The sequence below is a fragment of the Glaciimonas sp. PAMC28666 genome, assembly GCF_016917355.1.
GTDB lineage: Bacteria > Pseudomonadota > Gammaproteobacteria > Burkholderiales > Burkholderiaceae_D > Glaciimonas.
This window is the reverse complement of the sequence record NZ_CP070304.1, coordinates 3,058,590-3,084,109: the sequence shown is the minus strand read 5'-3', so window position 1 is coordinate 3,084,109 and position 25,520 is coordinate 3,058,590. Positions and strand designations below refer to the sequence as shown.

Annotated in this window: 23 protein-coding genes; 8 read left to right on the top strand and 15 right to left on the bottom strand. The window is 52.0% G+C overall.

Annotated features, from left to right (window positions below):
• Nucleotides 1–70: 70 nt before the first annotated feature.
• From JQN73_RS13260 to JQN73_RS13225, 8 genes are all read right to left on the bottom strand, one after another.
• Nucleotides 71–1,855, bottom strand: coding sequence for a polysaccharide biosynthesis/export family protein (locus JQN73_RS13260; protein ID WP_205319364.1), 1,785 nt, complete (start codon nucleotides 1,853–1,855; stop codon nucleotides 71–73).
• 2 nt (nucleotides 1,856–1,857) lie between these two features.
• Nucleotides 1,858–2,898 (bottom strand): chain-length determining protein, encoded by a 1,041-nt coding sequence (locus tag JQN73_RS13255; protein ID WP_240162254.1) that lies wholly within the window; start codon nucleotides 2,896–2,898, stop codon nucleotides 1,858–1,860.
• Between the two features lie 122 nt (nucleotides 2,899–3,020).
• Entirely contained in the window at nucleotides 3,021–3,686 is a 666-nt protein-coding gene (locus tag JQN73_RS13250) for an ABC transporter ATP-binding protein (RefSeq protein ID WP_205319363.1), read from the bottom strand.
• Nucleotides 3,683–4,471 carry an ABC transporter permease gene (locus JQN73_RS13245; protein ID WP_205319362.1) on the bottom strand — a complete coding sequence of 263 codons (789 nt, stop codon included), beginning with the start codon at nucleotides 4,469–4,471 and terminating at the stop codon, nucleotides 3,683–3,685. Before JQN73_RS13245 ends, JQN73_RS13250 begins: the two co-directional genes overlap by 4 nt.
• Nucleotides 4,472–5,283: 812 nt before the next feature.
• Nucleotides 5,284–6,744, bottom strand: coding sequence for an NAD(P)(+) transhydrogenase (Re/Si-specific) subunit beta (locus tag JQN73_RS13240; RefSeq protein ID WP_205319361.1), 1,461 nt, complete (start codon nucleotides 6,742–6,744; stop codon nucleotides 5,284–5,286).
• Nucleotides 6,744–7,079, bottom strand: a complete 336-nt coding sequence (locus JQN73_RS13235) for an NAD(P) transhydrogenase subunit alpha (RefSeq protein WP_205319360.1) — start codon at nucleotides 7,077–7,079, stop codon at nucleotides 6,744–6,746. The genes JQN73_RS13240 and JQN73_RS13235 overlap by 1 nt, the downstream gene beginning before the upstream one ends.
• Before the next feature lie 66 nt (nucleotides 7,080–7,145).
• A complete protein-coding gene (panD, locus tag JQN73_RS13230) occupies nucleotides 7,146–7,502 on the bottom strand; it encodes an aspartate 1-decarboxylase (RefSeq protein WP_205319359.1) in 357 nt (118 codons plus the stop codon).
• A gap of 77 nt (nucleotides 7,503–7,579) precedes the next feature.
• Entirely contained in the window at nucleotides 7,580–8,695 is a 1,116-nt protein-coding gene (locus JQN73_RS13225) for a Re/Si-specific NAD(P)(+) transhydrogenase subunit alpha (RefSeq protein WP_205319358.1), read from the bottom strand.
• A gap of 396 nt (nucleotides 8,696–9,091) precedes the next feature.
• Here JQN73_RS13225 and JQN73_RS13220 point away from each other — a divergent pair, with 396 nt between their 5' ends.
• From JQN73_RS13220 to JQN73_RS13185, 8 genes are all read left to right on the top strand, one after another.
• Entirely contained in the window at nucleotides 9,092–9,577 is a 486-nt protein-coding gene (locus JQN73_RS13220; protein WP_205319357.1) for an NUDIX hydrolase, read from the top strand.
• Between the two features lie 29 nt (nucleotides 9,578–9,606).
• Nucleotides 9,607–10,752 carry a tRNA 2-thiouridine(34) synthase MnmA gene (gene mnmA / locus JQN73_RS13215; RefSeq protein WP_205319356.1) on the top strand — a complete coding sequence of 382 codons (1,146 nt, stop codon included), beginning with the start codon at nucleotides 9,607–9,609 and terminating at the stop codon, nucleotides 10,750–10,752.
• Between the two features lie 353 nt (nucleotides 10,753–11,105).
• Nucleotides 11,106–11,381 (top strand): DUF4148 domain-containing protein, encoded by a 276-nt coding sequence (locus tag JQN73_RS13210; protein WP_205319355.1) that lies wholly within the window; start codon nucleotides 11,106–11,108, stop codon nucleotides 11,379–11,381.
• Nucleotides 11,382–11,810: 429 nt separating this feature from the next.
• Nucleotides 11,811–13,295, top strand: a complete 1,485-nt coding sequence (locus tag JQN73_RS13205; RefSeq protein ID WP_205319354.1) for an efflux transporter outer membrane subunit — start codon at nucleotides 11,811–11,813, stop codon at nucleotides 13,293–13,295.
• Nucleotides 13,296–13,310: 15 nt separating this feature from the next.
• On the top strand, nucleotides 13,311–15,560 hold the full coding sequence (locus JQN73_RS13200; protein ID WP_205319353.1) for an FUSC family protein: 2,250 nt from the start codon (nucleotides 13,311–13,313) through the stop codon (nucleotides 15,558–15,560).
• A complete protein-coding gene (locus JQN73_RS13195) occupies nucleotides 15,550–15,753 on the top strand; it encodes a DUF1656 domain-containing protein (protein WP_205319352.1) in 204 nt (67 codons plus the stop codon). Before JQN73_RS13200 ends, JQN73_RS13195 begins: the two co-directional genes overlap by 11 nt.
• A 7-nt stretch (nucleotides 15,754–15,760) precedes the next feature.
• Nucleotides 15,761–16,675, top strand: a complete 915-nt coding sequence (locus tag JQN73_RS13190) for an HlyD family efflux transporter periplasmic adaptor subunit (RefSeq protein WP_205319351.1) — start codon at nucleotides 15,761–15,763, stop codon at nucleotides 16,673–16,675.
• Between the two features lie 356 nt (nucleotides 16,676–17,031).
• Nucleotides 17,032–18,252, top strand: a complete 1,221-nt coding sequence (locus tag JQN73_RS13185) for a DUF2235 domain-containing protein (protein ID WP_205319350.1) — start codon at nucleotides 17,032–17,034, stop codon at nucleotides 18,250–18,252.
• A gap of 87 nt (nucleotides 18,253–18,339) precedes the next feature.
• Here the strand turns inward: JQN73_RS13185 and denD are convergent, their stop codons facing one another.
• From denD to JQN73_RS13150, 7 genes are all read right to left on the bottom strand, one after another.
• Nucleotides 18,340–19,317: a D-erythronate dehydrogenase gene (denD, locus tag JQN73_RS13180; protein WP_205319349.1), complete on the bottom strand. Its 978-nt coding sequence runs from the start codon at nucleotides 19,315–19,317 to the stop codon at nucleotides 18,340–18,342.
• A gap of 67 nt (nucleotides 19,318–19,384) precedes the next feature.
• Nucleotides 19,385–20,173: a 2-oxo-tetronate isomerase gene (otnI, locus tag JQN73_RS13175; RefSeq protein WP_205319348.1), complete on the bottom strand. Its 789-nt coding sequence runs from the start codon at nucleotides 20,171–20,173 to the stop codon at nucleotides 19,385–19,387.
• 78 nt (nucleotides 20,174–20,251) lie between these two features.
• On the bottom strand, nucleotides 20,252–21,601 hold the full coding sequence (locus tag JQN73_RS13170; protein ID WP_205319347.1) for an MFS transporter: 1,350 nt from the start codon (nucleotides 21,599–21,601) through the stop codon (nucleotides 20,252–20,254).
• Between the two features lie 71 nt (nucleotides 21,602–21,672).
• Nucleotides 21,673–22,323 carry an aldolase gene (locus tag JQN73_RS13165; RefSeq protein ID WP_205319346.1) on the bottom strand — a complete coding sequence of 217 codons (651 nt, stop codon included), beginning with the start codon at nucleotides 22,321–22,323 and terminating at the stop codon, nucleotides 21,673–21,675.
• A complete protein-coding gene (otnK, locus tag JQN73_RS13160) occupies nucleotides 22,320–23,657 on the bottom strand; it encodes a 3-oxo-tetronate kinase (RefSeq protein WP_205319345.1) in 1,338 nt (445 codons plus the stop codon). Before otnK ends, JQN73_RS13165 begins: the two co-directional genes overlap by 4 nt.
• Before the next feature lie 4 nt (nucleotides 23,658–23,661).
• Nucleotides 23,662–24,555 (bottom strand): L-threonate dehydrogenase, encoded by an 894-nt coding sequence (gene ltnD, locus JQN73_RS13155; RefSeq protein WP_205319344.1) that lies wholly within the window; start codon nucleotides 24,553–24,555, stop codon nucleotides 23,662–23,664.
• Nucleotides 24,556–24,679: 124 nt separating this feature from the next.
• Nucleotides 24,680–25,462: a FadR/GntR family transcriptional regulator gene (locus JQN73_RS13150; protein WP_205319343.1), complete on the bottom strand. Its 783-nt coding sequence runs from the start codon at nucleotides 25,460–25,462 to the stop codon at nucleotides 24,680–24,682.
• Between the last annotated feature and the right edge of the window lie 58 nt (nucleotides 25,463–25,520).

The window sequence follows — 25,520 nt, the reverse complement described above, 5'->3', positions numbered from 1 at the left end:
GTTCATTTCGTGTGCAGCTCCAGTCATGAAAACCGATTGACCGCATGGGGGTAGGAAAGCTATAAAATACTCATATACCCAGCACCACCTTGGCACTCACTGCCAATTGAAATATGATTTGTGTCAAGTCTTTCCAAACCTGCCGGGTCTTCACATCGATCTTTGGCAGGACCAAAATTTCATCGCCAGACCGAAGCTTGATGTCGCTGGTGCCAAAACCGAAAAATCCTTTTTTTGCGCCTGCCTCAACAAAACTTCCATCCCGCCGCGCCACGATCAGGCGTGCGGCATCCGCGTTTTGCGTGTAACCGCCTGCACGTTCGACGTAGTCGTTAAGCCGTAGCGATTCGTCGTAAGCGATTGCGTTTGGAAATAACACCTCACCGCTAATCAGCACAAGACCATCTTTGGTTGGTATGCGCAAAATGTCGCCATTTTCCAACAGCAGATCGTCGCGACTGGCCGCCTGGGCAATCACCACCTGACCGGACGGCTCAATCTTTTTGGCACGCTCCACCCATTGCAATATCAGTTCTGCTTCTTCTTTACGTAGACGGGCCTCATCGCTGGTGCCGGAGCGCGCCGTTAAAGCGGCCGTTTCGAGGCTTCTGAGTGAAACCTGTAACATGCGCTTTTGACGCTCTTTCACACCGAGTCGAAAGAGTTGTAAATTGTCTTTATCAGACCGTTCAGAATATTGAATTTTCTTTAGCAAGGAGGCCATGCGAACACCGTAGGGCAGCACGTATTCCTGTGCGCTCTGATGCTCGCCTTCAACCCGCACGGTGATGGTGCCCGGCTTTTTGTCCGCTATATACTCGACTTCGTCGCCATTCCAAATCTGGATTTCATCCGCTTCGGCGAGGGGATAGTAATCAATGTTTTTTACCGTACCGGTATTGCGCACGACCCGAACATGCGTCGCTTGCGCGGACGGCTTGGCCATTAGCGAAAGTCCCCGAATAGTTAGAGTGGCACCCTGAAACTCAAAGCGCTTTGTACTTTCTGCCAAACCGGTTACCCGCGTCGTATGTTGACGTGGTGAAATGAAGATGACATCGCCGTCTGCCAGCTGGAGGAGTGGAATCCTTCCCTGCAACAAAAAGTCATACAAACTAACGCTGGCACGCACTTGTTCGCCGCGCTTGATTTGTACGTTCAAAAAACTTCCACGCTCGGGATCAATCCCGCCAGCCTGATCCAGGTAATGCAGCAAACTGTCCATACTGGTGCCGTTATACAAGCCCGGGCGATTGACGTAGCCGCCAACAAATACACGGACCGGCTGCGCATCAGCGAGACTGGTATAGCTGAATACATTGGCCCGAAATATCTTGCTTACTGCGGCTTCGACGACTTTTTGCAAATCCTTATTACTGATACCCATCAGCCTTATGGGACCGACCTGAGGCAAAAAAATATTTCCTTGCGGGTCGATACTCAAGACGTTATCGAATGTAAAACCACCCCACAAACGCACCTGTACCCGGTCGCCGCTGGCAATAAGGTAATCAGGATTAAATTGCGTATTACCTGAGCGTGCAAAGGTTCCGGTAAACAGCTGCGCACCGAAGGCATCGCTGTTCGCGTTAAGCGAATAATCGGACTGCGAAGATAATTCAGGCAGGACAGCAGACGATTGCTGGCGTTCACGACGGGCGTCGCCGTAACCAGATGCGGCATTTTTTTTCTGTTGTCCGGCGCTCGCAAATAATCCAGGCGATAAACCCTTTGAAGCTGCACCCGAATTGGACAGTGCAGCATTGGGCCTGACGCTTTCGGTCGGCGCATTGACGGCAAAACTGTCAGCACTAAAGCTGGCCAGAAGAACGAGGATAAAAAATAGTTGACGCATGATTATTCCTTATGATCACGGATGATCGCGGCGAGCAGATACAAAATACCGGCGATCAACATGGCGATCAAAATGAATACAACAATGTTATAAATACGACGCGGTTCCAATGCCTGCTGCGGTAGCGTCGGCGTTTGTAGGATGGAGACCTTTTTTAACGCCCGCGTCGCCTCCACCTGGCCTTTTTCCAGTGCAATCAGGCCGGTCTTGTAAACGTCTTGCGCAAACATGGAGGTCATTTCCAAGCGTTGATACTCTTCCACCGTGCTGTTAAGCATTTTTCCATTCGGTGCCGTTAAACGCGCCTGCTCTTGCACAATCTGTTTTTCAATAGCGTCAAGTTGCAGATCAAGTTCGATCACATTCGGGGCCTGCGGGGTCAGATAGCCCAGTAAAGCGCGACGACGGGCCTGCATTTCAGTACGCTGCGCGTCAAGTTTGTTGATCGCGCCGACGACATTTTCTGCAGTGCTAAGGGGCGAGGCCAAACCTTTACTATTTTGATAAGACAGCACTGCCAGGCGCGCATCCTGAAATCTCAGCGCCATCTGGTCAACCTGTTTTTTTATAAATGCAACCTGTTCCAACGCCATGAGGTGAGAAATATTGTTCATGCCAAGCTCGCCCTCGCTGATGAGCATGGCGGCAATAGCCTGTGCGGTTTTGGGGTCGTAACCTTGCGCCTTGATTACCAGTACACCGGCATAATCATCGAGTTCAACACTGACGTGGGCGCGGTAATAACGATAGAAACCCTCTTGCGACTGATCGCTTGACCACATGCGTGAAAGCAGATCATGTTGTTCGGCGCTGTAATGCGCACGCAAATTCAGCTTTTTATCGAGCTTTTGCAACATATCCATCGATAGCAACTGGTCCCGTAATAGCAGTTGATCAGCACGGTTATTATTGCCAGCGCCAGCCAGCAAAGAACCGAAATCCATGGCCTGACCGCCGCCCAGATCTGTGCGCTGAATAATGACGCGGGCTTCCGATACATAACGATCTGATGCGATTAACCCCCAATAGAGCACAGCCAGCACGCAAGCCACAAGCGCGCTACAGCAGACCCGCTGCCGGAATATTGCGGGAGCCAGTATGCGGCGCGTCCAACAGCGGGCGCGGCTTAAAGTGCACGCTATCCGGTTTGATTTAATTAGGTGAATCATGCTGCAATACTTTCTTTATAGTTTCTTAAAGCGTCATCAATATCGTCGAACCAATGGGCTTTTCCTTCGTGCAGCCAGATGCCCGCGCTACAAAATTGCCGTAGCGTACTTTCACCATGGGACACCATAATCAGACCGGCGCGATTTGCGATGGCTTTGAACGCTGAAGCCGCTTTTTGCCTGAAGGCCGCATCCCCCGTGGCGGTAACTTCATCAGAGATATACACGTCGAAGTCGAATGCCATCGACATGCCAAACTGCAGGCGAGATTTCATACCGGACGAGTAAGTTTTTACCGGCGCATCGAAGTAATATCCCAATTCCGCAAAGTCTTGGATAAAAGCCAGACGATCAGCCATATCCTGTTCATGACCGTGAATACGGCAAACGAATTTGGCATTTTGTCGACCGGTGAGCGAACCTTGCAAACCACCCCCAAACCCCATTGGCCAGGACACGCGACAGTGACGTTCAATACGGCCGCGATTTGGGGTATCGGTGCCGCCAAGTAGTCGCAACAAGGTGGATTTTCCTGCTCCGTTGCGCCCTACCAACCCGACATTCACCTTCGCCGGAATCGTAAAGGTGGCCCCTTGCAGAATCCATTTTCCCGGTCCATGCTCGGTGAGATAACGTTTGTGTACATCTTCAACAATTATCATTGCGCCACCAGTTTTCGCGCAAAACGCCGATGCAGAACCAGGCCAGAAAAAATGGTCGTCAAGGCGAATCCGTAGAGATAAGACATACTTAATTCTGGCGCGGCATGATAGTAAGGAGCGAATCCCGCGCGCGCTGCTTCCACCCCATGCACTAACGGATTCATTAACAGATAATCGCGATACGGTTGCGGTATGGCACCGATCGGAATCATGACGCCTGAAATAAAATACAGCGGCATCATCAGTAACCCGACGAGCACTTCCAACTCCCGAATGAGTCCGATTGCCACTGACGTCACCAGACCAAAACCTAAGCCAGCCAGCCACAATCCGAACAGAGATACCAATACCGCCAGAGGGTCCGCGGGGATGGTTGGAAAACCCAACAATCCTGCTGCCGCCAACAAAATGACCACTACCAGCATCATCAGAAATCCTTCCAATCCCGCTCTGACTAAAACGGTATCTACGGGCTTAACCTGACGATAGGAAAATAAAGCTTTATTTGCTCCGATAGCGTGCATGCTCTGCATTGAGGTACGCTTGAACACAAAAAATGCCAGCATGCCGACCATGATCCAGATTCCGGCGTCGATACCGCTAACCGTTCGCACCCGAACGGCGGTAAACATGAACATCAGAAAAACAATATGCGATAGAGGTTCGAACAATATCCACACCCACGCCGCTCGCCGCGAGGACAGCCGATTGACGGCCTCGCGCAGGAAAAGTGCTTTCCACGTGGCGAAGGTCGTCAATGTTGCTGAATGCGATAGTGCTGTCATATTTGAGGTACAGTTTCTTTTTTGCCGAGACAAATCACGATCACCTTCATGGTGACCAAATAATCGATGTATTTATGGGCGAACGTATCCAGCGCGCTTTCTTGCGGAAGCACGGCAAACGGTCGAGGAGCTCAATGGAGGATTAGTTAAATAAAAGACAGTAAAAACTGATTTTCCCATACCCAAAGTAACGAAAGACGGGTAACGAAAAACGAATAAGACAACACTGACCCCGAAGATAAAATTCGCGAGTAGTTTTTTGCGGTTAGTTTTTGAATTTCAATGCACCGAAAGACCTGTTGTCTTTCCGGGAAATACTTCCAGTTTGAAACCGTTCACATAACTGCTGATGCGCCTAATTTTCGAACGTTGAAACAGGTGCCTAAACGCCTGCACAATCTGCACTTCAAGATCCGTTTTCAATGCTCTTTACCGAGCGTAAATAAAATAAATAAATAAAATCAATTCAAAATTGAATCCATTAAATAATGAGCTACTTTTTCTCCAAGCTGCGGATTATAGATCAGAAAACAGGAGATATTCTGAAATGGGAGGCAAGTTAAGCTTTTTCTTAAGTTTGGATATTTGGTAGGTGACTCTGACGAAATCCAGCAGATATTTCCCGGTGGCGTCAGAATATTCTCTAGCATTCTATGGCGTGTAACGAGCATGAATAAAACTAAAAGTAAAAAATTTTGGAAGGAGATTAGCCGCATGAGCCTATCGATGAGAGCCGGGTCAGCAGGCGAAAAAAACCCGCGCTGATGAATAAACATCCATCGGCGCGGTCTTCGACTTATGCAGAACAATTTTTAATCGACGGCTTTCACCATCGCTTCAATCACCTTCTTCGCATCCCCAAACACCATCATGGTTTTATCCATATAAAACAATTCATTGTCCAGTCCGGCATAACCCGAAGCCATCGAGCGCTTATTAACAATAACGGTTTTGGCTTTGTAGACTTCCAGAATCGGCATCCCCGCAATCGATGATTTAGGATCCTTAGCCGCCGGATTCACCACATCATTAGCGCCCAGCACCAGCACCACATCCGCCTGGCTGAAATCGTTATTGATGTCTTCCATCTCGAACACCTGATCGTAGGGCACTTCAGCTTCGGCCAGCAACACGTTCATGTGACCCGGCATACGTCCTGCCACCGGATGAATCGCATATTTGACGATGACGCCTTTGTGGGTCAGCTTCTCAGTCAACTCTTTCAGCGCATGTTGTGCACGCGCGACCGCCAGGCCATAACCCGGTACGATGATGACCGTTTCCGCATTACCCAACAAGAACGCCGCGTCGTCGGCAGAGCCGGATTTCACCGGACGCTGGACCTGCGAGCCGGCTGCAGCAGCCGTCGCAGTATCGCCACCAAAGCCGCCCAGAATCACATTGAAGAAGGAACGATTCATCGCCTTGCACATGATGTAAGACAGAATCGCGCCGCTTGATCCGACCAGTGAACCGGCAATGATCAGCATCGCATTGTTGAGCGAGAAACCGATACCGGCCGCGGCCCAACCCGAGTAGCTGTTGAGCATCGACACCACCACCGGCATATCCGCACCACCGATAGGAATGATGATCAGCACGCCCAGCACAAACGCGATCAGCGCCATCAGAATGAACGGCAACCAGGCCTGCGTCATGACAAAGATGATGCCCAGCACCAGCATGGCGACCGCCAGCAACAGATTGATAAAGTGTTGCCCTGCAAAGCTGACCGGCGCGCCCTGAAACAGACGGAACTTGTATTTGCCCGACAATTTACCGAACGCAATCACCGAACCGGAGAACGTAATCGCGCCGACAAAGGTCCCGATAAACAATTCAATCCGGTTACCGACCGGCAACGCTGCGCCATGCGCGGCAATCCCGAACGCCCACGGCTCCGAAACGGCAGCCACGGCGATACAAACGGCGGCCAGACCGATCAATGAATGCATCGCCGCGACCAGTTCCGGCATCTTGGTCATCTCGACGCTCTTAGCCAGATACGCACCGATACCGCCACCGACCACGACACCACCGGCAACCAGCCAAAAGCCAAAACCGGCCCCTTGCGATTCCACTTTCAGCTTGATGATCAGCGCAATCGTGGTAACAATCGCCAGCGCCATCCCGCCCATGCCGAACGCGTTACCACGGCGGGCAGTCGACGGATGTGAAAGACCTTTTAATGCCTGAATGAAACATACCGATGCAATCAGGTAAAATAGTGTTACCAGGTTCATGCTTAACAAAGCAGCGATTTCGGCACCCATCAATGCGCTCCCTCTTTGACTTCCGAGATAACAATAGCTTTCGCCTTCGGCTCTTTTTTCTTGAACATCTCCAGCATCCGTTGCGTCACCAGAAAACCACCGAAGACATTAACGGCGGCCAGAGCCACTGCCAAGGTTCCGGCGATCTGACCGACCAGACCTTCGGTCAATCCGGCAGCCAACATCGCGCCAATAATGATGATCGCAGAAATCGCATTGGTCACCGCCATCAGCGGCGTATGCAATGCTGGTGTAACCGTCCAGACCACGTGGTAACCGACGTAAATCGCCAGTACGAAGATGATCAAATTTGTGATGGTGTGCGTCACTTCCATGTTGTCCCCTTATTTTTGACGAACCGCAATGAAGCCAGTTGGCATGCGGTCCGCGGTCGGTTAGCCTTATTTCATCCCTGTCATACGGTTGTTATCGTCAACGAATACCACCTTTGGCACGTACGTTGCCGCATCCGCATCCGAAAATGGCGCATACGTGCAGATAATCAGCAAATCGCCCAAATGGGCGCAACGGGCGGCAGCGCCGTTAAGTGCAATCGCCCCACCACCGCGTTCGGCACGAATTGCATAGGTCGAAAAACGCTGGCCATTATTGACGTTATAGAGTTCGATTTTTTCGCCCTCAAGAATATCCGCCGCTTCCAGCAGATTTTCGTCGATACCGCATGATCCCTCGTAATGAAGGTCGGCCTGTGTAACGGTTGCGCGATGAATTTTCGCGCGTAACATGATGCGTTGCATTACTTCTTTCTCCTGTATTCGACGGCAATCAAGTCCGATAAAACGTTAACGGGACATGTCGCCAAAAAAGCTAAAATTTATTTACGCAAGACTTCGCCGCCGCTGCACAACAGCGTAGCGACCACGATATCGTCTTCACGGTTAATCACCAGCCCACCTTCGGGATTGACGATCAGCTTCAGGAAATCCAGTACATTGCGCGAGTACAAGGCAGAAGCATCTGCCGCCACCAGTGCGGCCAGATTGCCTTCGCCGATGATGTGCACGCCATGCTTGATGACCGTCTTGCCGGATTCCGATAATGGGCAATTGCCGCCTTGATCAACGGCCATATCCAGAATGACTGATCCCGGTTTCATCGCCTTGACCGTGGCTTCGCTGATCAGGATCGGGGCTTTGCGGCCGGGAATCAACGCCGTCGTGATGATGATGTCCGCTAGTTTGGCACGTTCATGCACCAACTCGGCCTGACGCCGCATCCAGTCAGCCGGCATCTGGCGCGCATAGCCACCGACGCCTTGGGCGATTTCCCGCTCTTCATCGGTGATAAACGGGACGTCCAGAAATTTGGCACCGAGCGATTCGATCTGCTCTTTGACCGCGGGCCGCACGTCCGATGCTTCGATCACCGCACCCAAGCGTTTGGCGGTGGCAATCGCTTGCAAACCGGCCACGCCTGCGCCCATGATCAGCATCCGCGCAGCCTTGACGGTTCCTGCGGCGGTCATCAACATCGGCATAAAGCGCTGGTAAGTATTCGCAGCCATCAGCACCGCTTTGTAGCCAGCGATGTTCGCTTGCGACGACAACACATCCATCGACTGCGCCCGCGACGTGCGCGGCGCGGCTTCGAGAGCAAAGGCGGTCAGACCATGGCTTGCCATTACAACGATATTTTCAGCATCGAAAGGATTCAGCATGCCGATAACGACCGTGCCGCTTTTAAGATGAACGTACTCTTCCGCTGCTGGCGCGCGCACCTTCAACACGGTCTCAGCACCGAAGGCTTCGGCGGCAGTGCCGATTGTTGCACCGGCAGCTGCATACGCCTCGTCAGTGATACTAGAGGTTATCCCTGCACCAGCCTGAACCACTACTTGATGTTTTGCTGCCACCAGTTTTTTGACCGTCTCTGGGGTCGCTGCAACCCGGGTTTCACCGGACCGCGTCTCGGCGGGGATGCCGATTTTCATAAGATTCTCCCTAATTGTAGAAATTCTGAACGTCTATGACGACTGTAACCACCATTAATTTCATAACAACAGCCGGTATTTCAGGCTGCTGGCACCTAATCGAACCATCAAAGGTAAACATCGAGGCTGACCTGGTTTTGGGGTAAACCGCGCTTGCGCCGATTTTTGCGCCTCATGAGAGCGAGATCGTCGCGCACATCACCGCACTCTAACAATAGTGGTAGCGATATTACACGGATTATTTACGTCCAAACAATATGAAAATGGTCATAGCGGCGTCTATCACCCGGTGATTTAACGAACATGCGCAATTTGTTGTGGTGGATACACGATATTGAAGGGGTTTGATCGAAAATTTGACAGCCACGTTAAAATGTCGAATTACCAGAGGAATTTATGACTGAAGTTTGGAAGCCCTCTGTCACGGTTGCGGCTATTATCGAACGTGGCGGCCATTTTTTGTTGATCGAAGAACACACCAGCGAGGGCCTTCGCATTAATCAGCCCGCTGGACATCTGGACGCCGGTGAATCGATGATTCAAGCGGTAGTGCGCGAAACGCTGGAAGAATCCGCCCACGACTTCACGCCAACCGCGCTGGTGGGTACCTATTTGACCCGCTATGTTTCTGCGCGAACCGGTGAAAGCGCCACATATTTGCGTTTTGCATTTTGCGGCACCGTCGGTGCAGCACGCAACCAACCGCTCGACCAGGGGATTGTGCGCGTGCTGTGGATGTCACGCGAAGAATTAGCCGCGTGCCCGGAACGTCACCGCAGCCCTCAGGTTTTGCAATGTATCGACGATTACCTGCGCGGCGACCGGGTGTCGCTATCAACGCTGCACGTCCATGCCAGTGCACTCACGAGCGGCATAAAGTAACAGTAACAGTAACAAGAATGAGAACCAGCATGTCTAAAGCAAAAAAACGCGTCGTTATTGGCATGTCGGGGGGAGTTGATTCATCCGTCTCGGCATGGTTATTAAAGCAACAAGGTTACGAAGTCATCGGTCTGTTCATGAAAAACTGGGAAGATGACGACGACTCAGAATATTGCTCGACCCGTGAGGACTGGATTGACGCGGTCAGCGTGGCCGACGTTATCGGTGTCGATATTGAAGCGGTCAACTTTGCCGCAGAATACAAGGATCGTGTATTCGCCGAATTCCTGCGCGAATATCAGGCTGGTCGCACCCCTAATCCGGACGTGCTGTGCAATGCTGAGATCAAATTTAAAGCGTTTCTCGACCATGCAATGAAGCTCGGCGCCGACTTGATAGCGACTGGACATTACGCCCGAGTGCGTCAAGCCCCGGCCGGCAACTTTGAGTTATTGAAAGCGCTGGATGCCAGCAAGGATCAAAGTTACTTTTTGCATCGTTTAAATCAGGCCCAGCTGTCAAAGACGTTGTTTCCTCTGGGCGAGATCCAAAAAACCGAAGTGCGCAAAATTGCAGAACAAATTCAGCTTCCCAACGCGAAGAAGAAAGATTCAACCGGCATTTGTTTTATCGGCGAGCGGCCCTTCCGCGAGTTCTTGAACCGCTACCTCTCGTATCAACCTGGCCCGATGAAAACCGACGCCGGTGACACCGTCGGTGAACACGTGGGTCTAAGCTTTTACACTCTGGGGCAACGTAAAGGCATCGGTATCGGCGGCATGCAGTCGCATAAGAACGCTGCGGGTGATAGCGATCCCTGGTACGTCGCCAAAAAGGATGTCGAAAGTAACACATTGCACGTGGTGCAAGGTCACGACCATCCATGGCTACTGTCTTCTGCATTGGAGGCTGGTCAAGTGAGCTGGGTCGCGGGCGATGCGCCAAAACAGGCGCAATTATCCGCCAAAACCCGCTATCGTCAGGCCGACATGACATGCGGGTTCAGCGATAACTTTAGTATTAGTGCACCGAACATGTCCGTTGACCAGCCTGAGACTTTCACGTTGCGCTTCGACACTCCGCAATGGGCAGTGACGCCGGGACAGTCTGCTGTGCTATATGACGGCGACGTTTGCCTGGGTGGCGGAATCATCATGTCTTCCAGCGAGAAGTAATTACAGCAGCGACGTGTCATTAATTCATCGCCAAATTAATAGGCATTCGCATCAAACCATAGATAGCCGCCGGCGAGCGGCCCACGATCTCACTTCCCCGAATACACAAGGAACAATTTCAACCCCTTTATTATTTCTAATAATGAAATAGTCAATTATGGATTTCGTTGTTTATTGCGGCTAAAGAATTATATATACTTCATTTCATCGAGGAAACGACAACATTTTTGCAGACATGTCAGTGTCAATTGAAGAAATGTTCGGATGCTCTCGATCACTGAGGCAGGACCCGATAGGCGGTAGCCGCCCGTTCCGCCAAGCCCGGTGCTGAAGTTAACTTTATGGAGAAATATATGAACACCAAACAATTGATCGCTGGTTTAGTTGTCTTAGCTGCTGCTGGTAGTGCTTTTGCCGAAATGCCTTACCCTGCTGAAGACCATGTAGTCTCGACCAAAACCCGCGCCGAAGTGACATCTGAATTAGTGGCAGCGCAAGCACAGGGTTTGATGAACCAAAACCATGCACGCTACCCTATTCTTCCTTCAGAAAAAAGCACGCTGACACGCGCTCAAGTCGAGCAACAAGTTTCTGATAAATCGGATATCTCCGTCGACACGGGCAACTAATCGCCCCAGGCAGCATCACGTAGGTAATAGTGTCATATCACTACGGAACAAAACGCCACTGTCAGTGGCGTTTTGCTGTTTTATCAATACTTACGATGCCTGTTGTTTTCAATAAAAAATGAGCGCGTGAAATTGAGTACATGAAACATCTTAAACACGTTAAACACGTTAAGCACGTTAAAGACGTCACAATATGTAAGTTAGTCATCAACCGGCGTCCCCTGTCCTCACTTAATCCAGTTGGTCACTTGTTTACTGCTACTTGCTCATACGCGTAGTAATATCTCTGCTGCATCTCTGCAATATCTCAAAATACAAATCGGGTTCCCCATGCAGTTCGTCGCTTCCATTTTGTTTCCGCACCGGCTAAAAGATTCCCTTTCAGCGTTGACCTCACTATCACCCAATGGCTTGCTTGTTGCAGGCGCTATGGCAGTTTTGCTCAGCGGATGTGCCAGTTTTGCCGGTATCGAACCGCTTGCCAAACTCAGTGACGGCCATACTTTGGATGGCCGCGCGCTAAATAATAGTGCGGCAATGACTGCAACCCAAATCAATGCGCAATGGCCAACTGTCAGCTGGTGGCAAGCCTATCGCGATCCACAGCTAGACCTGCTGGTAAAACAGGCAATCGCCGATAGTCCCTCAATCAAGATCGCGCAAGCCCGGATCCGTCAAGCCACCGCATTGGCCGGCGTAGCAAAAGCCGGAACGTTGCCAAAAGTCGGTGCCGAATCCTCGCTCACGCGTGAGTTATTCACCAGCGATGGCTTATATCCTGCACCGTTAGGCGGCGGCTGGGACTGGAGCAACGATGCACGCATCAAAGCCAGCTACGATCTTGATCTATGGGATAAAGATCGCAACACGCTGGAGGCGGCTCTAGACAACGTCCATGTCAGCGCGGCCGAAGCACGCGCCGCGCAATTGAACCTGGAAAGCATCGTCGTGCGCAGCTATTTACAACTGGCAACCCAGTTCGTGCTGAAAGATATTGCGGAAGCTTCACTAGCGCAGCAGCAAACTATCGCACGCATTGCGCAGCGTCGGCTGCATGCTGGCATTGGCACCGGACTTGAGGTAAATCAGGCTGAAACCAGTTTGCCCACTACCCGCGCGGCGATTGAAAAGATCAACGAAGCTATCGCGCTGTCGCGCAATCAAATTGCGACATTGACGGGCCAGGGTCCGTCTGCCGGCGATGCCATTCAGCGTCCGGTGTTGGCAAAAAGCATGGCAGACAGCCAACTTGCCAGTAACACGGAATTGCCCATCAGCCTGCCTGACAATGTCCCTGCGAATTTGATCGGACGGCGCCCGGACGTGATAGCCCAACGCTGGCGCGTCGAGTCGCTGACAAAAAATATTGCGGTAGCAAAAGCGTCGTTTTATCCCGATATCAATATTTCTGCCTTTATTGGATTTGAGTCCATTGGCTTAAGCCGCTTTCTCACCACCGATTCTTCCGTACGCGGTTTTGCACCAGCAATTTCATTACCGATTTTTGATGGCGGTCGCTTGCGCGCTAACCTTGGCGCACAAACTGCAGCACTGGATGCAGCCATTGAGACCTATAACAACACCCTGCTGCAATCGCTGCAAAGTGTCGCTGACCAAATCGTCAAACTAAAATCAATTGAGTTGCAACGCAACCAATCCGAGCAAGCCATGGCACTCGCCAAAAAATCAGCCAGTTTTGCGCAGCGCGCATTCAAGGCGGGCCTGACCTCTTATCTCAATGTGATTCAAACCCAAATGGCGCTGCTACAAGAGCAGCAACGCGTGGCGCAAACACGGGCCGCATATTTAGATGCCTGGGCCCAACTCATGCAAGCGCTGGGCGGTGGACTCGGCGATGATTTACCACACCCAAAACCAGCCGAGGTTGCCGCATCTGCGTCCTCTGCCAGATAAGGGCGCCATTACAGCATGAGTGAACTCGCCCAAAACTTAGATGAAGCACACAACGCCCCGGATGGCGCGAGGCTATCCCGCCTGAAAAATAGCGGCGGTGCCTGGATACACGCGCAGGCGCCGACTCTGCTGCATATGTTAAAAATGTTGCTGGCGATTTTTCTGGCAATGGGTTTGTCGATGCTGTTCAATTTATCCAAGCCATCCACCGCGATGGTCACCGTCGTGATTGTTACTCAGCCCGGTGGCGGACTGGTCATGGCGAAAGGTTTCTATCGTTTCGTCGGCACCTTTATCGGGGTGGTATTTTCTCTGGTAATGGCTGCTTGCTTCACGCAGGAGCCTGTATTGTTTCTGATCGCGGGTATGTGCTGGATGGGCATTTGCACTGCAGGTGCGATTACCTTCCGCAACTTTCAGTCCTACGCTTTTGTGTTGGCGGGATATACCCTGGTCATCGTTGGTTTGCCTGCTGCGCTGGACCCAACCAATGCTTTCGATATCGCCACAACACGGCTAAGTGAAGTGATGCTCGGCCTGTTATGTGCCGGCGTCGTTAGCGACGTATTGTTTCCCAAGCGGCTATCAGAAATGATCCTTGCCACGATCGGCCATCGCTTCGCACATTTTTCCACATTTGTGCAGAACAAAGGAATCGAACCGCATTCCGAACGCTCACAGCTTGACCGCGATAGCATGATGCTACGCCTTATCGGCGAAGTCATCGCGCTGGAAAACCTGCGCACCTCGTCGACCTTCGAAAGTGCAACCGGCCATATAAAAGCAGACCATTTACGTCTGTTGAACACCGCGTTCATGACGGTATCAACGACCTTTCACTCTCTTGACCAACTGTTTTTACGCTTACAAAACACGGGTAAAATCAACACACTGAATGCGGTAATGATGGAGTACCACGCCATTGTAAGCATCATGAGCGATGACCCAAACGACATCCCGTTGAAATTGCAGCAATGTCGTCAACAACTATCGGACCGGCTTGCTGCTTTGCGGCGCGGCCTGACATTGAGTTTTGCCGAAATGCTGCAGCTTGATGCGACCTACATTAACGATGCCTTGCTAGACTTTGATGCCGCAGCAGCCTTATTACAACGATTTACCGACGAACTACGTCTTTACATGCGTGTTCACAATGTCGTACTGGAGCGTAGTAACACATTACCAGATGATATCGTCCTTACCGCCGACTACGTCAATCGAACCGATCCAATAATGGTTGCCATGTCATCGTTAAGGGCAATGATCGGCTTCGGTGCATCAATGCTGTTTTGGTGGCAAACCGGTTGGCCTTCCGGGGTTGATGCCGTGGTGTTCGCGACCGTGGTCAGCGCATTATTTGCGGCATCGCCATCTCCCACAAAAACGGTTATCGGTTTCATGCAAGGTGCATTCGTCGGTGGTGTATGCGGTTTTATCTGCGCGCGTTACATCCAGCCCGGTGTACAGAACTTCGTTATGTTGTGCTTATCGATAACACCCTTTCTGCTCTTTTTTTCATGGCTTGCCTCCAAACCGAAATACACCGGGCCGGGCTTGGGAATGCTGTTATTTTTTCTTTCCTACGTCGCGGTCGGTAATGTCTTTGAATTTGATTATGTCGGTTTTTTGAATGGCATGACCGGCGGCCTGATTGGATGCGCCATCGCCGCGGTGATGTATATGATCATTGACCCGGTCGATAGCCGATGGGAAAGAGCCCGGCTGGTACGAGCATTACGACGCCAGGTCGTCGATGGTTGCAATCAGCCACTCCTCGGCTTATCAGGGCGCTTCGAAAGCGGTACACGGGACCTGGTAGGACGGTTTGCCATGGGGCATTTGACCGTCAATGATGATGACAGAGAAGTCATGACATGGTTACTCTCTGTGTTTGAAATCGGTCGCGCGGTGATTCACTTGCGTGAAGATATCACGCCGCAGGGCCGTTACGGCAACAATATGCTCGTCAATCAGGATCCATCCATTTTGTCAGCCAGTTATGCCTATACCGCGATTCAACTCAGTATCACCACTGTTTCACAATTCTTTTCCCGCCCCACGACGCAAAACATAAACGGTGCACTGGAGGCTGTTCTGGCCGCTATCGCCGCTTGCCGGGTAGTCTCAACGGTGCAGATACATCTGCTTCCGAATTACCAGGCCGTGCTGGCAAATCTCCATTTGATTCGAACTTCACTATTGGAGCACGCCCCGGCGGTTCCACCTATCAACACCTCATCATCAGGACTCGACAATGCCGCGTGAAATCGCTTTTTTTGATGCACTGATACCGACTCTGCTTGCCGTGTTCGTTGGATGTGTCATTTTGCAATTTGGCGTGGACTGGCTACTGACGCGCTTGCGCCTGTATCGCTTTGTCTGGCACCCCAGCCTGTTTAGAATTGCACTATTCTTTTGTATTTTTGGTGGTTTTGGCCTTTTACTGCATGCTGCTTGAGACATTTATGAAATTATCTACAGTTATTAAAAACATCCTTAAGATCACGATAACCCTTATCGTTGTCATCATCGCTTGCTTACTGACCCGTACCCTGTGGAATCATTATATGAATTCTCCCTGGACCCGTGACGGCAGGGTCCGCGCCGACGTTATCAGTGTCGCGACCGATGTCGCGGGGCGCGTCATAGAAGTGCCGGTCGGTGATAATGCCTACGTACATAAAGGGGACGTCCTGATGAAAATCGATCCGGCGCACTACACGCTGGCATTGGTGCAAGCTGACGCGATGGTCGCGCAGAGCCGCGTTGCACTGACGATCAAGCAGCGCGATGCCGCTCGTCGTGCCATGCTCGACGGCGATGTCATTTCGAACGAAAGTCGGGAAAATTCGAGTTCAGATGCTTCCGCCGCAGAAGCGGTATATCGGGCAGCGCTAGCGTCGCGCGACATGGCGAAATTAAATCTTGAACGTACGAATGTGTTGGCACCAGCCGACGGCTGGATCGCGAATCTGAACGTCCACGCTGGCGATTTTGCACAAGTCGGCGTTCCCAAGATGACAGTAATTGATGCCAATTCATTTTGGATATATGGTTATTTTGAAGAAAATAAATTGCCTTTGATGCGGGTTGGAGATAAAGCCGAAATTCGTCTTCTAGGCAGCGAACAGCTACTCGCCGGACACATCGACAGTATCGCGCGTGGTATTACTGATCGCGATAATGGCCCTAGCAGTAATGGACTGGCAAACGTCAATCCAAGTTTCAACTGGGTTCGATTGGCGCAGCGCGTACCGGTGCGGATCCACATCGACGAGGTGCCGGACGGAATCACGCTAGCGGCGGGGATGACATGTACCGTAGTGATTAAACCCGGCGCAAAGGTGGCACTGCATCAGCCAGTAAAAGTCGAAGATTAAAAAGCAGAAGAGCCGCGGTAAAGACTAAGGGGTAGTCTCGCGAACGCAATCTTAAGCAACAAGAAATACATGGTCCCTATCGATTTAGATCGGTACGGATTTTTTTATCTTTTAAAAAAAAATTCGACGAACATTCCCTCCTCCCCATTCCATTTCCCACAAATGAAACCGCTCATGGGCCGCCTTGAATTTCTTCGGCGACACAAGTTTGCGTATGCGGCCGACGTGCTTTCCCGAACGCGTGAAAAGGAATTTTGTGAGCCCTTTAATGCAAAAAATAGGTTTTCGTAGAATTTTAGACAATTTTTTTTTAGATAATAAAGGCTGTTCAATGCCGCTAATATTAAGGAAAAAAAATGACAAAGACGATCATATTTTGCGCAGATGGTTCGTGGGGCGGCGCAACCGACCCGACGCTTAGTACGACAGAAAACCAGACGAACAATGACGTGACCTCGACTGGCGTCGCTCAGAATGAGAACGTCAATACGCTTACTAACGTCTCCATGCTGTTTCGACGGTTGGAGGGGAAGAATACAAAGTGGAGCGGAACCGAAATAGAACGGTCGAACCAGCCTGACGGCTCTCCTACACAAATCGCCAAGTACGTCGATGGGGTTGGTTACGGTGAAGCAGTGGGCGATAAGGTGCTGGATGGCATGTTTGGAATAGGCGTCACCACCCGCATTGCAAACGGCTATACCTATATTTCTGAACACTATGAAGCTGGCGACCGCATCGTTCTGGTTGGCTTTAGCCGCGGCGCTTACACAGTCCGTGCGCTTGCTGGTTTGATCGCGTCCGAAGGCCTCCTCACCCCTGAACTTGCCAAAGAAAATCAAAATGCCAGCGACGTTAGCATCAAATATACAAATGCCCTTAAGGCGTGGCTGGGCTACAGAAAAAAATCCGACACTACCGAGATCTCGGGCTTACTTGACCGAGTTGAGGATTTGGTCAGCTATCATCATTTATTTGCGTCAACGGATCTTCTCCCTGAGGCATTCGTCTCAGTCAAGGAAATTGCCGCAGTGGCGGTATGGGACACCGTCGGTGCAATCGGTATGCCGCTTTACAGCTTAAACGGTAATAAATATGACCTGTTTAATTTTGCCAACAACTCGCTTAGTACCAAGGTAACACTGGGTTTGCATGCGGTCGCTATCGACGAGACCCGTAAGGCCTTTACCCCCACCTTCTGGAAGGAAGCGACGAACGTCCGCCAACGCCTGTTTGCAGGCGTACATACAGACATCGGAGGTGGCAATGCCGATCATTCGTTATCCGACGTACCACTAAGATGGTTCTTTGAAGAGCTTCAAAGCGCGGAAGTTGGCGTACTGTTCAAACCGGAATTTCCTTTTTCCTACTTGCCTGAAGAGTGCGGAGACGGACACAAGGAATCAGTGGAAGAAATAAAGTTTCCAGACATTTATGAGCCACGTGTGTTTCCTTCCGACATGGCGCTGCATGAGGCCGTCAACTTGCGTAAGAATGGTGGCGAGGTGATGGCTGGCGTTACTCCAACGTTCGTCGGCCCACGGGCGGCCTATAATCCACTCAATCTACCAGCGTGAAACGCCATCCAGGATAACATTTCCACATAAAAAAACCGCTCTGATCAAGAGCGGTTTTTTTATAATAAATTTTCTAAAACGATCTGCCTAAGTGACCGGCAAGTCATCCTCAACATAAGCCCGCACGATATCGTCAAAGCTGGCATCGCTGCTAAAGCCAAGGGCAGTTGCACCGGTTGCATCCCACGCACCAGGCCAACTGGAAATGATCCGATCCACGGCGGGGTCGTGCTTCCACTCTACCCGGCTTGCAACTTCGCTACCGGCGACCCGTTCTAGCGCTGCGACCATTTCACCAACGGTGACCGACACGCCCGGCAGGTTAACCGTGCGACGCGCACCTAGCGCTTCGGTCGTCAACGCGTAGCCATGAATCAGACACGCAATAACCTTGCGCGGTGACAACAGCCAGAGGCGCACTTCCGGGCCGACAGGACAAACTGTGACTTGCCCGTTGAGAGGTTCACGGATGATGCCGCTGGCAAACGATGATGCTGCTTTATTTGGTTTGCCCGGGCGCACGCTGATGGTCGGCAGGCGCAATACGCGTCCATCGACGTATCCTTTGCGGCTGTAGTCGTTCAAGAGCAATTCGGCAATCGCTTTTTGCGCACCGTACGATGACTGTGGATTCAGTGCCGTATTGTCTTGCACCACCGCTGGCAACTCGCCCCCAAATACTGCCACCGAACTCGTGAATATCACGCGTGGTTGATGACCACAGATCCGACAACGCTCTAACAACAGGCGCGAGGCTTCAAGATTGATACGCATACCGAGTTCGAAATCTGACTCCGCTTGCCCACTGACAATGGCGGCCAAATGAAAAATGGCAGAAGTCTCCGTCGTGATCGCTCGCTCCAGTAATGCGCTATCTGCGATGTCGCCGGTGATCTGCTCTATCCGTGCATCGTCAAAACCGGTGGCGGCGATAATGTCTACCAACACAATTTTTTGGATAGTCTGAAGCTGACCGTGGCTGTCCGGCAAGCTCCCCTGCGCTAACAGTTGGCGCGCCAGGCGCTGCCCTAAAAATCCGGCTCCGCCGGTAATCACTACTTGCATGAGAAACTTTCTAAAATGAGAGATTAAAAGCGGTCACATGATCCGCGCAAAGTACGCACGAGCTAGCTCACAACCACGGCTTGAGCCAGGCCAGACCCGCGGAAGTGCCTGCTTTAGGACGATACTCACAACCGATCCAACCGTCATAGCCCAAGTCGTCGATCAAGCCAAACAGGTAGGGATAATTAACTTCTCCACCATCTGGTTCATGTCGATCAGGCACCCCCGCAATTTGGATATGACCAATTCCGCCATTCGGGCGCACCATATCGCGCTTTAACTTGACGGCGAGATCGCCCTCTACTATCTGACAGTGATACAGATCAAACTGCACACGCAGATTATCCATCCCAATTTCGGCGCAGATCGCTTGCGCATCATCTTGCCGATTCAGAAAGAAGCCAGGAATGTCACGGGTATTGATTGGTTCGATCACCAGCGTAATACCTTCGGGAGCAAGCTGTGCCGCCGCGTAGGCCAGGTTTTCGATGTATACCGCGCGATGCTGTGTGCGATCCTGATCCGGACGGATTAAACCGGCCATCACGTGGAGTTTATCGTTACCTAATACCCGGGCGTATTCCAGTGCGGTGTCGATGCTGCGTTTAAATTCTTCTTCCCGCCCTGGCAAGGATGCGATGCCGCGTTCACCGTTGGTCCAGTCCCCCGGTGGTGCATTGAACAGCGCCTGGGTTAAACCATTATCCTGAAGGCGAGTTTTTAAGTCCGTCGCAGCATAATCATAAGGAAACAAAAATTCAACCGCTTTGAAACCGTCTTTGGCAGCAGCCTGAAAGCGATCAAGGAAGGCGTGTTCGGTGTACATCATGGTGAGGTTTGCAGCAAAACGTGGCATCGCTAAACTCCTTAAATATTGACATCGGCAGCGTAACGACGCTGCCGAAACTTCAAGACCTGATTGAGATCAGATAGACTATTTGTTGACCATTTTAGGTGAAGTCAGGTAGATGGAAATGGCCCCCACCACTAGCATCCCGGCCAACATAAACATACCGGTTTCATTACTGTGCGTGGTGTCTTTCAGCCAACCGACCAGGAATGGACTGACAAAGCCCGCCAGATTGCCGACCGAATTGATCACAGCGATACCGGCTGCTGCGGCCGTCCCGGACAAAAATGCGGTCGGCAACGACCAGAACAACGGTGAGCAGGTCAACACACCCATTGCCGCCAGAGACAAAAAGGTAATGGCGATCACCGTATTATCCGCTGCCAGTGCGGAGACCACAAATCCGACCGCGCCTAACAAAGCCGGGATCATCAAATGCCAGCGGCGCTCGCGCATGCGATCTGAGCGGCGGCCAATCAGGATCATTGCCACTACCGCGCACAAGAATGGAATTGCGCTAATCAAACCAATATTCAAGGCACCTTCAACGCCGGAAGCCTTCACCAGGGTAGGCAACCAGAAGGTCAAACCATACTGGCCCATGACGATACAAAAATAGATCAGGCACATATGCCAGATGCGCACGTCTTTAAAAACACCCGCGGTTGTTTTAGGGCTGACTTTGCCTTTCTGGTCGGCAACGATTGCAGCCTCTAGAAAGTCTTTCTCATCCTCCGTTAACCATTTTGCTTTGCGAATACTGTTGTCCATCACAAACAAAACGGCGATACCGATCAACACTGCGGGAACCGCTTCAATCACAAACATCCATTGCCAGCCATGCCATCCGCTGGTGCCGTGAAACGCTTGCATGATCCAGCCGGACAATGGATTTCCAAATATACCGGAAAGAGGGATAGCTGCCATAAAAGTGGCGACAACTTTAGCGCGTCGGTGCGATGGAAACCAATATGTCAGATACAAGATAATGCCCGGATAAAACCCCGCTTCAGCCAGACCGAGCAGAAACCGCAGCACATAGAACTGTGTCGGTGTTTGCACCCAGACAAAACAGGCTGATAGCAATCCCCATGTAATCATGATGCGGGCGATCCACAGTTTGGCACCGACTTTGTTCATGATCAGATTGCTTGGCAACTCAAACAAAAAGTAACCCAGGAAAAAAATCCCGGCACCGAGGCCGAATACAGTTTCGCTGAAACCAAGATCAACCGACATCTGTAGCTTGGCGAAGCCGATGTTGACGCGATCCAGATAGGCGATGACATAGCACAGCATAATGAATGGCACAAAGCGCCAGAATACTTTTTTGTACAGCCCGTCGGCATCGATGACACCATTGTGGGATGAACCAGACTGGCCGGAACCGGCTGGCTTTTTTGCCTGCTTTTCCGGATTAATTGTGAATGACATCTTTTGTCCTCGTCTCATTTTTAGAAAATTATAGGTAACGCGTTTTTTGGTCACCATTTATCAAACAACCACTACCACCGTACGCCAAACGCCTGACACAGATCTTCGATCTCGGCAGCATCGAGCGCTGTCGGTTTATCCTGCAACATCAGCCATAAGCGCGCTGTTTCTTCCAGCTCTTCCAGGGCGGCAGCGGCTTGCGAGATGCTTGAGTGCCACAGCACTGGCCCAAGCCGTTCCAACAACACCCCACGCACCACATTCGCTAGCAGGCTGACCTGTTCGGCCACTTTAGGATGGCCGGGGCGGCAATAAGCAATCAGCGGAATTCGCCCTACTTTCATCACCTGATACGGTGTAATCGGTGGTAATACTGCGTCTCTGCTCCACACACCCGCCAATGTAAGTGCCACCAGATTGGTGGAGTGCGTATGGATCACCGACTGCGCGGAGGGATTGTTGTCGTAGACCGCACGGTGCAGTAATAAGGTCTTGGAAGGCTTATCGCCGCTGACCCATTGTCCTGCTGTGTCAACTTTGGCGATCAATGCCGGGTCCAGCCGCTCAAGGCAGGCATCGGTCGGCGTGATGAGCCAGCCGTCATCCAGTCTGGCGCTAATATTTCCAGATGTGCCCACGGTGTAATTGCGCTGAAACAAACTCGCACCAACCCGGCACATTTCTTCGCGCAATGATTGCTCTTTTAACGATGGTGTAGTCATTGACCGGTCGCTCCCAAAGAACTTTGAATCCGATCGTCGCCGAGCTCTCGTAAGGCTTTTTCAAAGAAATCAACCGCACCGAAATTGCCAGACTTGAGCGCCAGCGCCAGTGGCACATCACCAATCGAAGCGGTCGCCGGTACACCCGGGTCGATCTGTTTGCCGATACGCAGCGCCGTGACGTTGAGCGCCTTGACAACCGCACCGGAGGTTTCTCCGCCGGCGATGACGAAGCGGCGTACCCCCAATGCAAACAATCCCTTAGCGATCTCGGCCAGCGTGTCTTCGATCAAGGCCCCCGCGCGTTCGACGCCTAACTCAGCCTGTACTTGTTTGACCTGCTCCGATGAGGTGGTCGCGTAAATTAATGGTGCCTGCAGCGACAGATGTTTCTGGGCAAATGCCAGCGCGTTCGCTACAACCGGTTCGCCTCTGGCGACGGCCAACGCATCGATACAGAAGGATGGACGCGTTATGTTCCAGTGCGTAACTTGCGCATTGGTTGCCAGCGAGCCGCTGCCCGCCAGCACCGCAGACAATCCATCGATTGTTGGCAGCGCGCTTGCCTGATTGTTTTGCGACACGCTTAACAACCCGGCGCGAATAAAATTGCCTGGCAATCCGAGCGCAATACCGGAGCCGCCGGTGACTAATGGCAGATCGGCACAGGCCGCGCCGATAGCATACAGGTCGCTATTTTCTAACGCGTCTACGATGGCCATGCGCACGCCTTGCTGGCGCAGTGAAGCAATATCTGCCGCAATTGCTGCAATACCTTGCGCGACGACCGGATAGCCAATAAGACCAACCTTACCAGCCGTCTGCTGTTGCAGCACGCGTACCAGATTGGCGTCCGTCATTGGGGTCAACGGATGGTTCTGCATTCCCGATTCGTTAAGCAGCTGATTGTTTATAAACAAATGACCGCGATACAGCGTGCGACCGGTCTCCGGAAACACGGGGCATGCAATCGTAAAGTCCGCACCCAATGCGTTCAGCAAGGCGTCGGTCACTTGCCCTATATTTCCTTGCGGCGTGGAATCGAAAGTAGAGCAATATTTGAAGAAAAACTGGCGGCAACCTTGCTGCTGCAGCCATGCCAACGCTGCCAGCGATTCTGCGACGGCTTGATCGACTGGAATGGTGCGTGATTTCAGCGCAACAACAATCGCGTCCACATCAGTAGGCGCAACAGTAGCGATCCCGATCGTTTGCACGGTGCGCATTCCCTCCCGCACCAGCATGTTGGCGAGATCGGTGGCACCGGTAAAATCGTCTGCGATGCAACCAAGAAGCGGTCGGGCAGTATGGTTAGTGTCATGAGAGTTCGACATCTGATTAATCCTTCGCGACTGGCAAATTGATACCGGGGAAAATTTTAATTACGGCCGAATCGTCCTCGCCGCCGAACCCTGCGGTGGACGCCATCATGAACATTTGATGGGCTGCGGCTGATAACGGCAACGGAAATTTACTGGCACGCGCGGTATCCAGCACCAGTCCCAGATCTTTCACAAAAATATCGACCGCCGATAGCGGGGTGTAGTCCGCTTTCAAAATGTGCGGAACGCGATTTTCAAACATCCAGGAGTTTCCCGCGCTGTTGGTGATGACTTCATACAGTGCATCGGGATCCACACCTTCACGCAGCCCCAACGCCATCGCTTCCGCGGCGGCGGCAATATGGACACCGGCCAGCAATTGATTGATTACTTTGACTTTGGAGCCGACGCCATGCGTATCGCCAAGGCGATACACTTTGCCGGCAATCGCTGCCAGAACCGCTTCGGCTTTAGCATAAGCGACCGCTGGACCGGACGTCATCATCGTCATCTCGCCCGCATTGGCGCGAGCTGCGCCGCCGGATAACGGGCCATCCAGCATGAGTAAATCGAGCGCGGCTAAGCGCTGGCCCAAGGCAACAGAAAAATCCGGGGCAACCGTCGCACTGGCAATTACCAGACTGCCCGGCTTCATGCTGGCGGCAGCGCCGTTTTCGCCAAATAATACTTGTTCAGTCTGGACGGCATTGACGACGACCGTTAGCACGACATCACAGTGCGCGCCGAGCTCGGCCGGGGTGCTGCAAGCGATTCCGCCTTCACTGGAAAACTGGGCGAGCACGGAAGGACGAAGGTCGCATGCGTACGTGCGCAAACCTGCTCGCAACAAAGAACGGGCAACGCCCAACCCCATGGCACCAAGGCCGATAACACCGACGTTCAAGGTCATAATTAATCCTGTCTCATTCATTTAATGTGTGAAGGTGCAAATGTTCAACTGTTCCATGAACGCACGAGGTTGTGGGAGCATCTATTCGAGAAGCGAGAAGTCCAGGCAAGCTAAATGTAATCCGCTATGTAGCACGCGCAACTTTTTTCGGCAGGGCGCGCTTTTCTTTCTGAGCGTTGGATTTCTCCATCGCTGCGACGGGTGCTGCGCCCAGCGATAAGCGCCGCGCCGCATTGAACATATGCGTTTGGGCTGCGTTTCGCGCACCCAGCGCATCGCCAGCAGCGATGGCGGTAGCGATGGCCGCGTGTTCCTCATACACCTGACGCATAAAATCGGCGTGGCGCGCTTCGTTGGAGCGGGTAACTTTGGTCGCAGCTTCCAGATACTGGTTGAGAAACGCTAAGGTTTGCAACAGGAAGGGGTTGCCCGTCGCATCGGCGATGCTGCGATGAAATAGCACGTCCGCCTTGACGCCATCGCCTCCAGCAATGACATCGGCTTCAATCCCGCGCAGTGCCTTTTCAATTGCCTTGAGCTGGCGCGGCGTGCGGCGAATCGCTGCCAACGCGGCGACCTCGGCGTCGATAGCACGTCTCAGCTCCACGATTTGCAGTACGGCGTCAGCGGAAGACGCCTCGTCAAACTGTATTCGCAACGGTCGCACATGCCCTTGTTCGCTGACATATACGCCGCTGCCCTGGCGTGGTTCAACCGCACCTTCGTTCTTCAACCGGGAGATCGCTTCCCGGACCACGGTACGACTGACGCCATATTCTTCTGAAAGCACCGGTTCGGTCGGCAACTTTGCGCCGGGACCGTATTCGCCGCTTTCGATTTTTTGCAGTAATTCCTGCGCAACCGTGTCACTCAAGGAGGCGCGATTGGCAGCCAATTTTTTGAACATGATGTCTCGTCATTGAATTGTGATGATGCGATTTTTCGTAATGTGACCATATCATCAT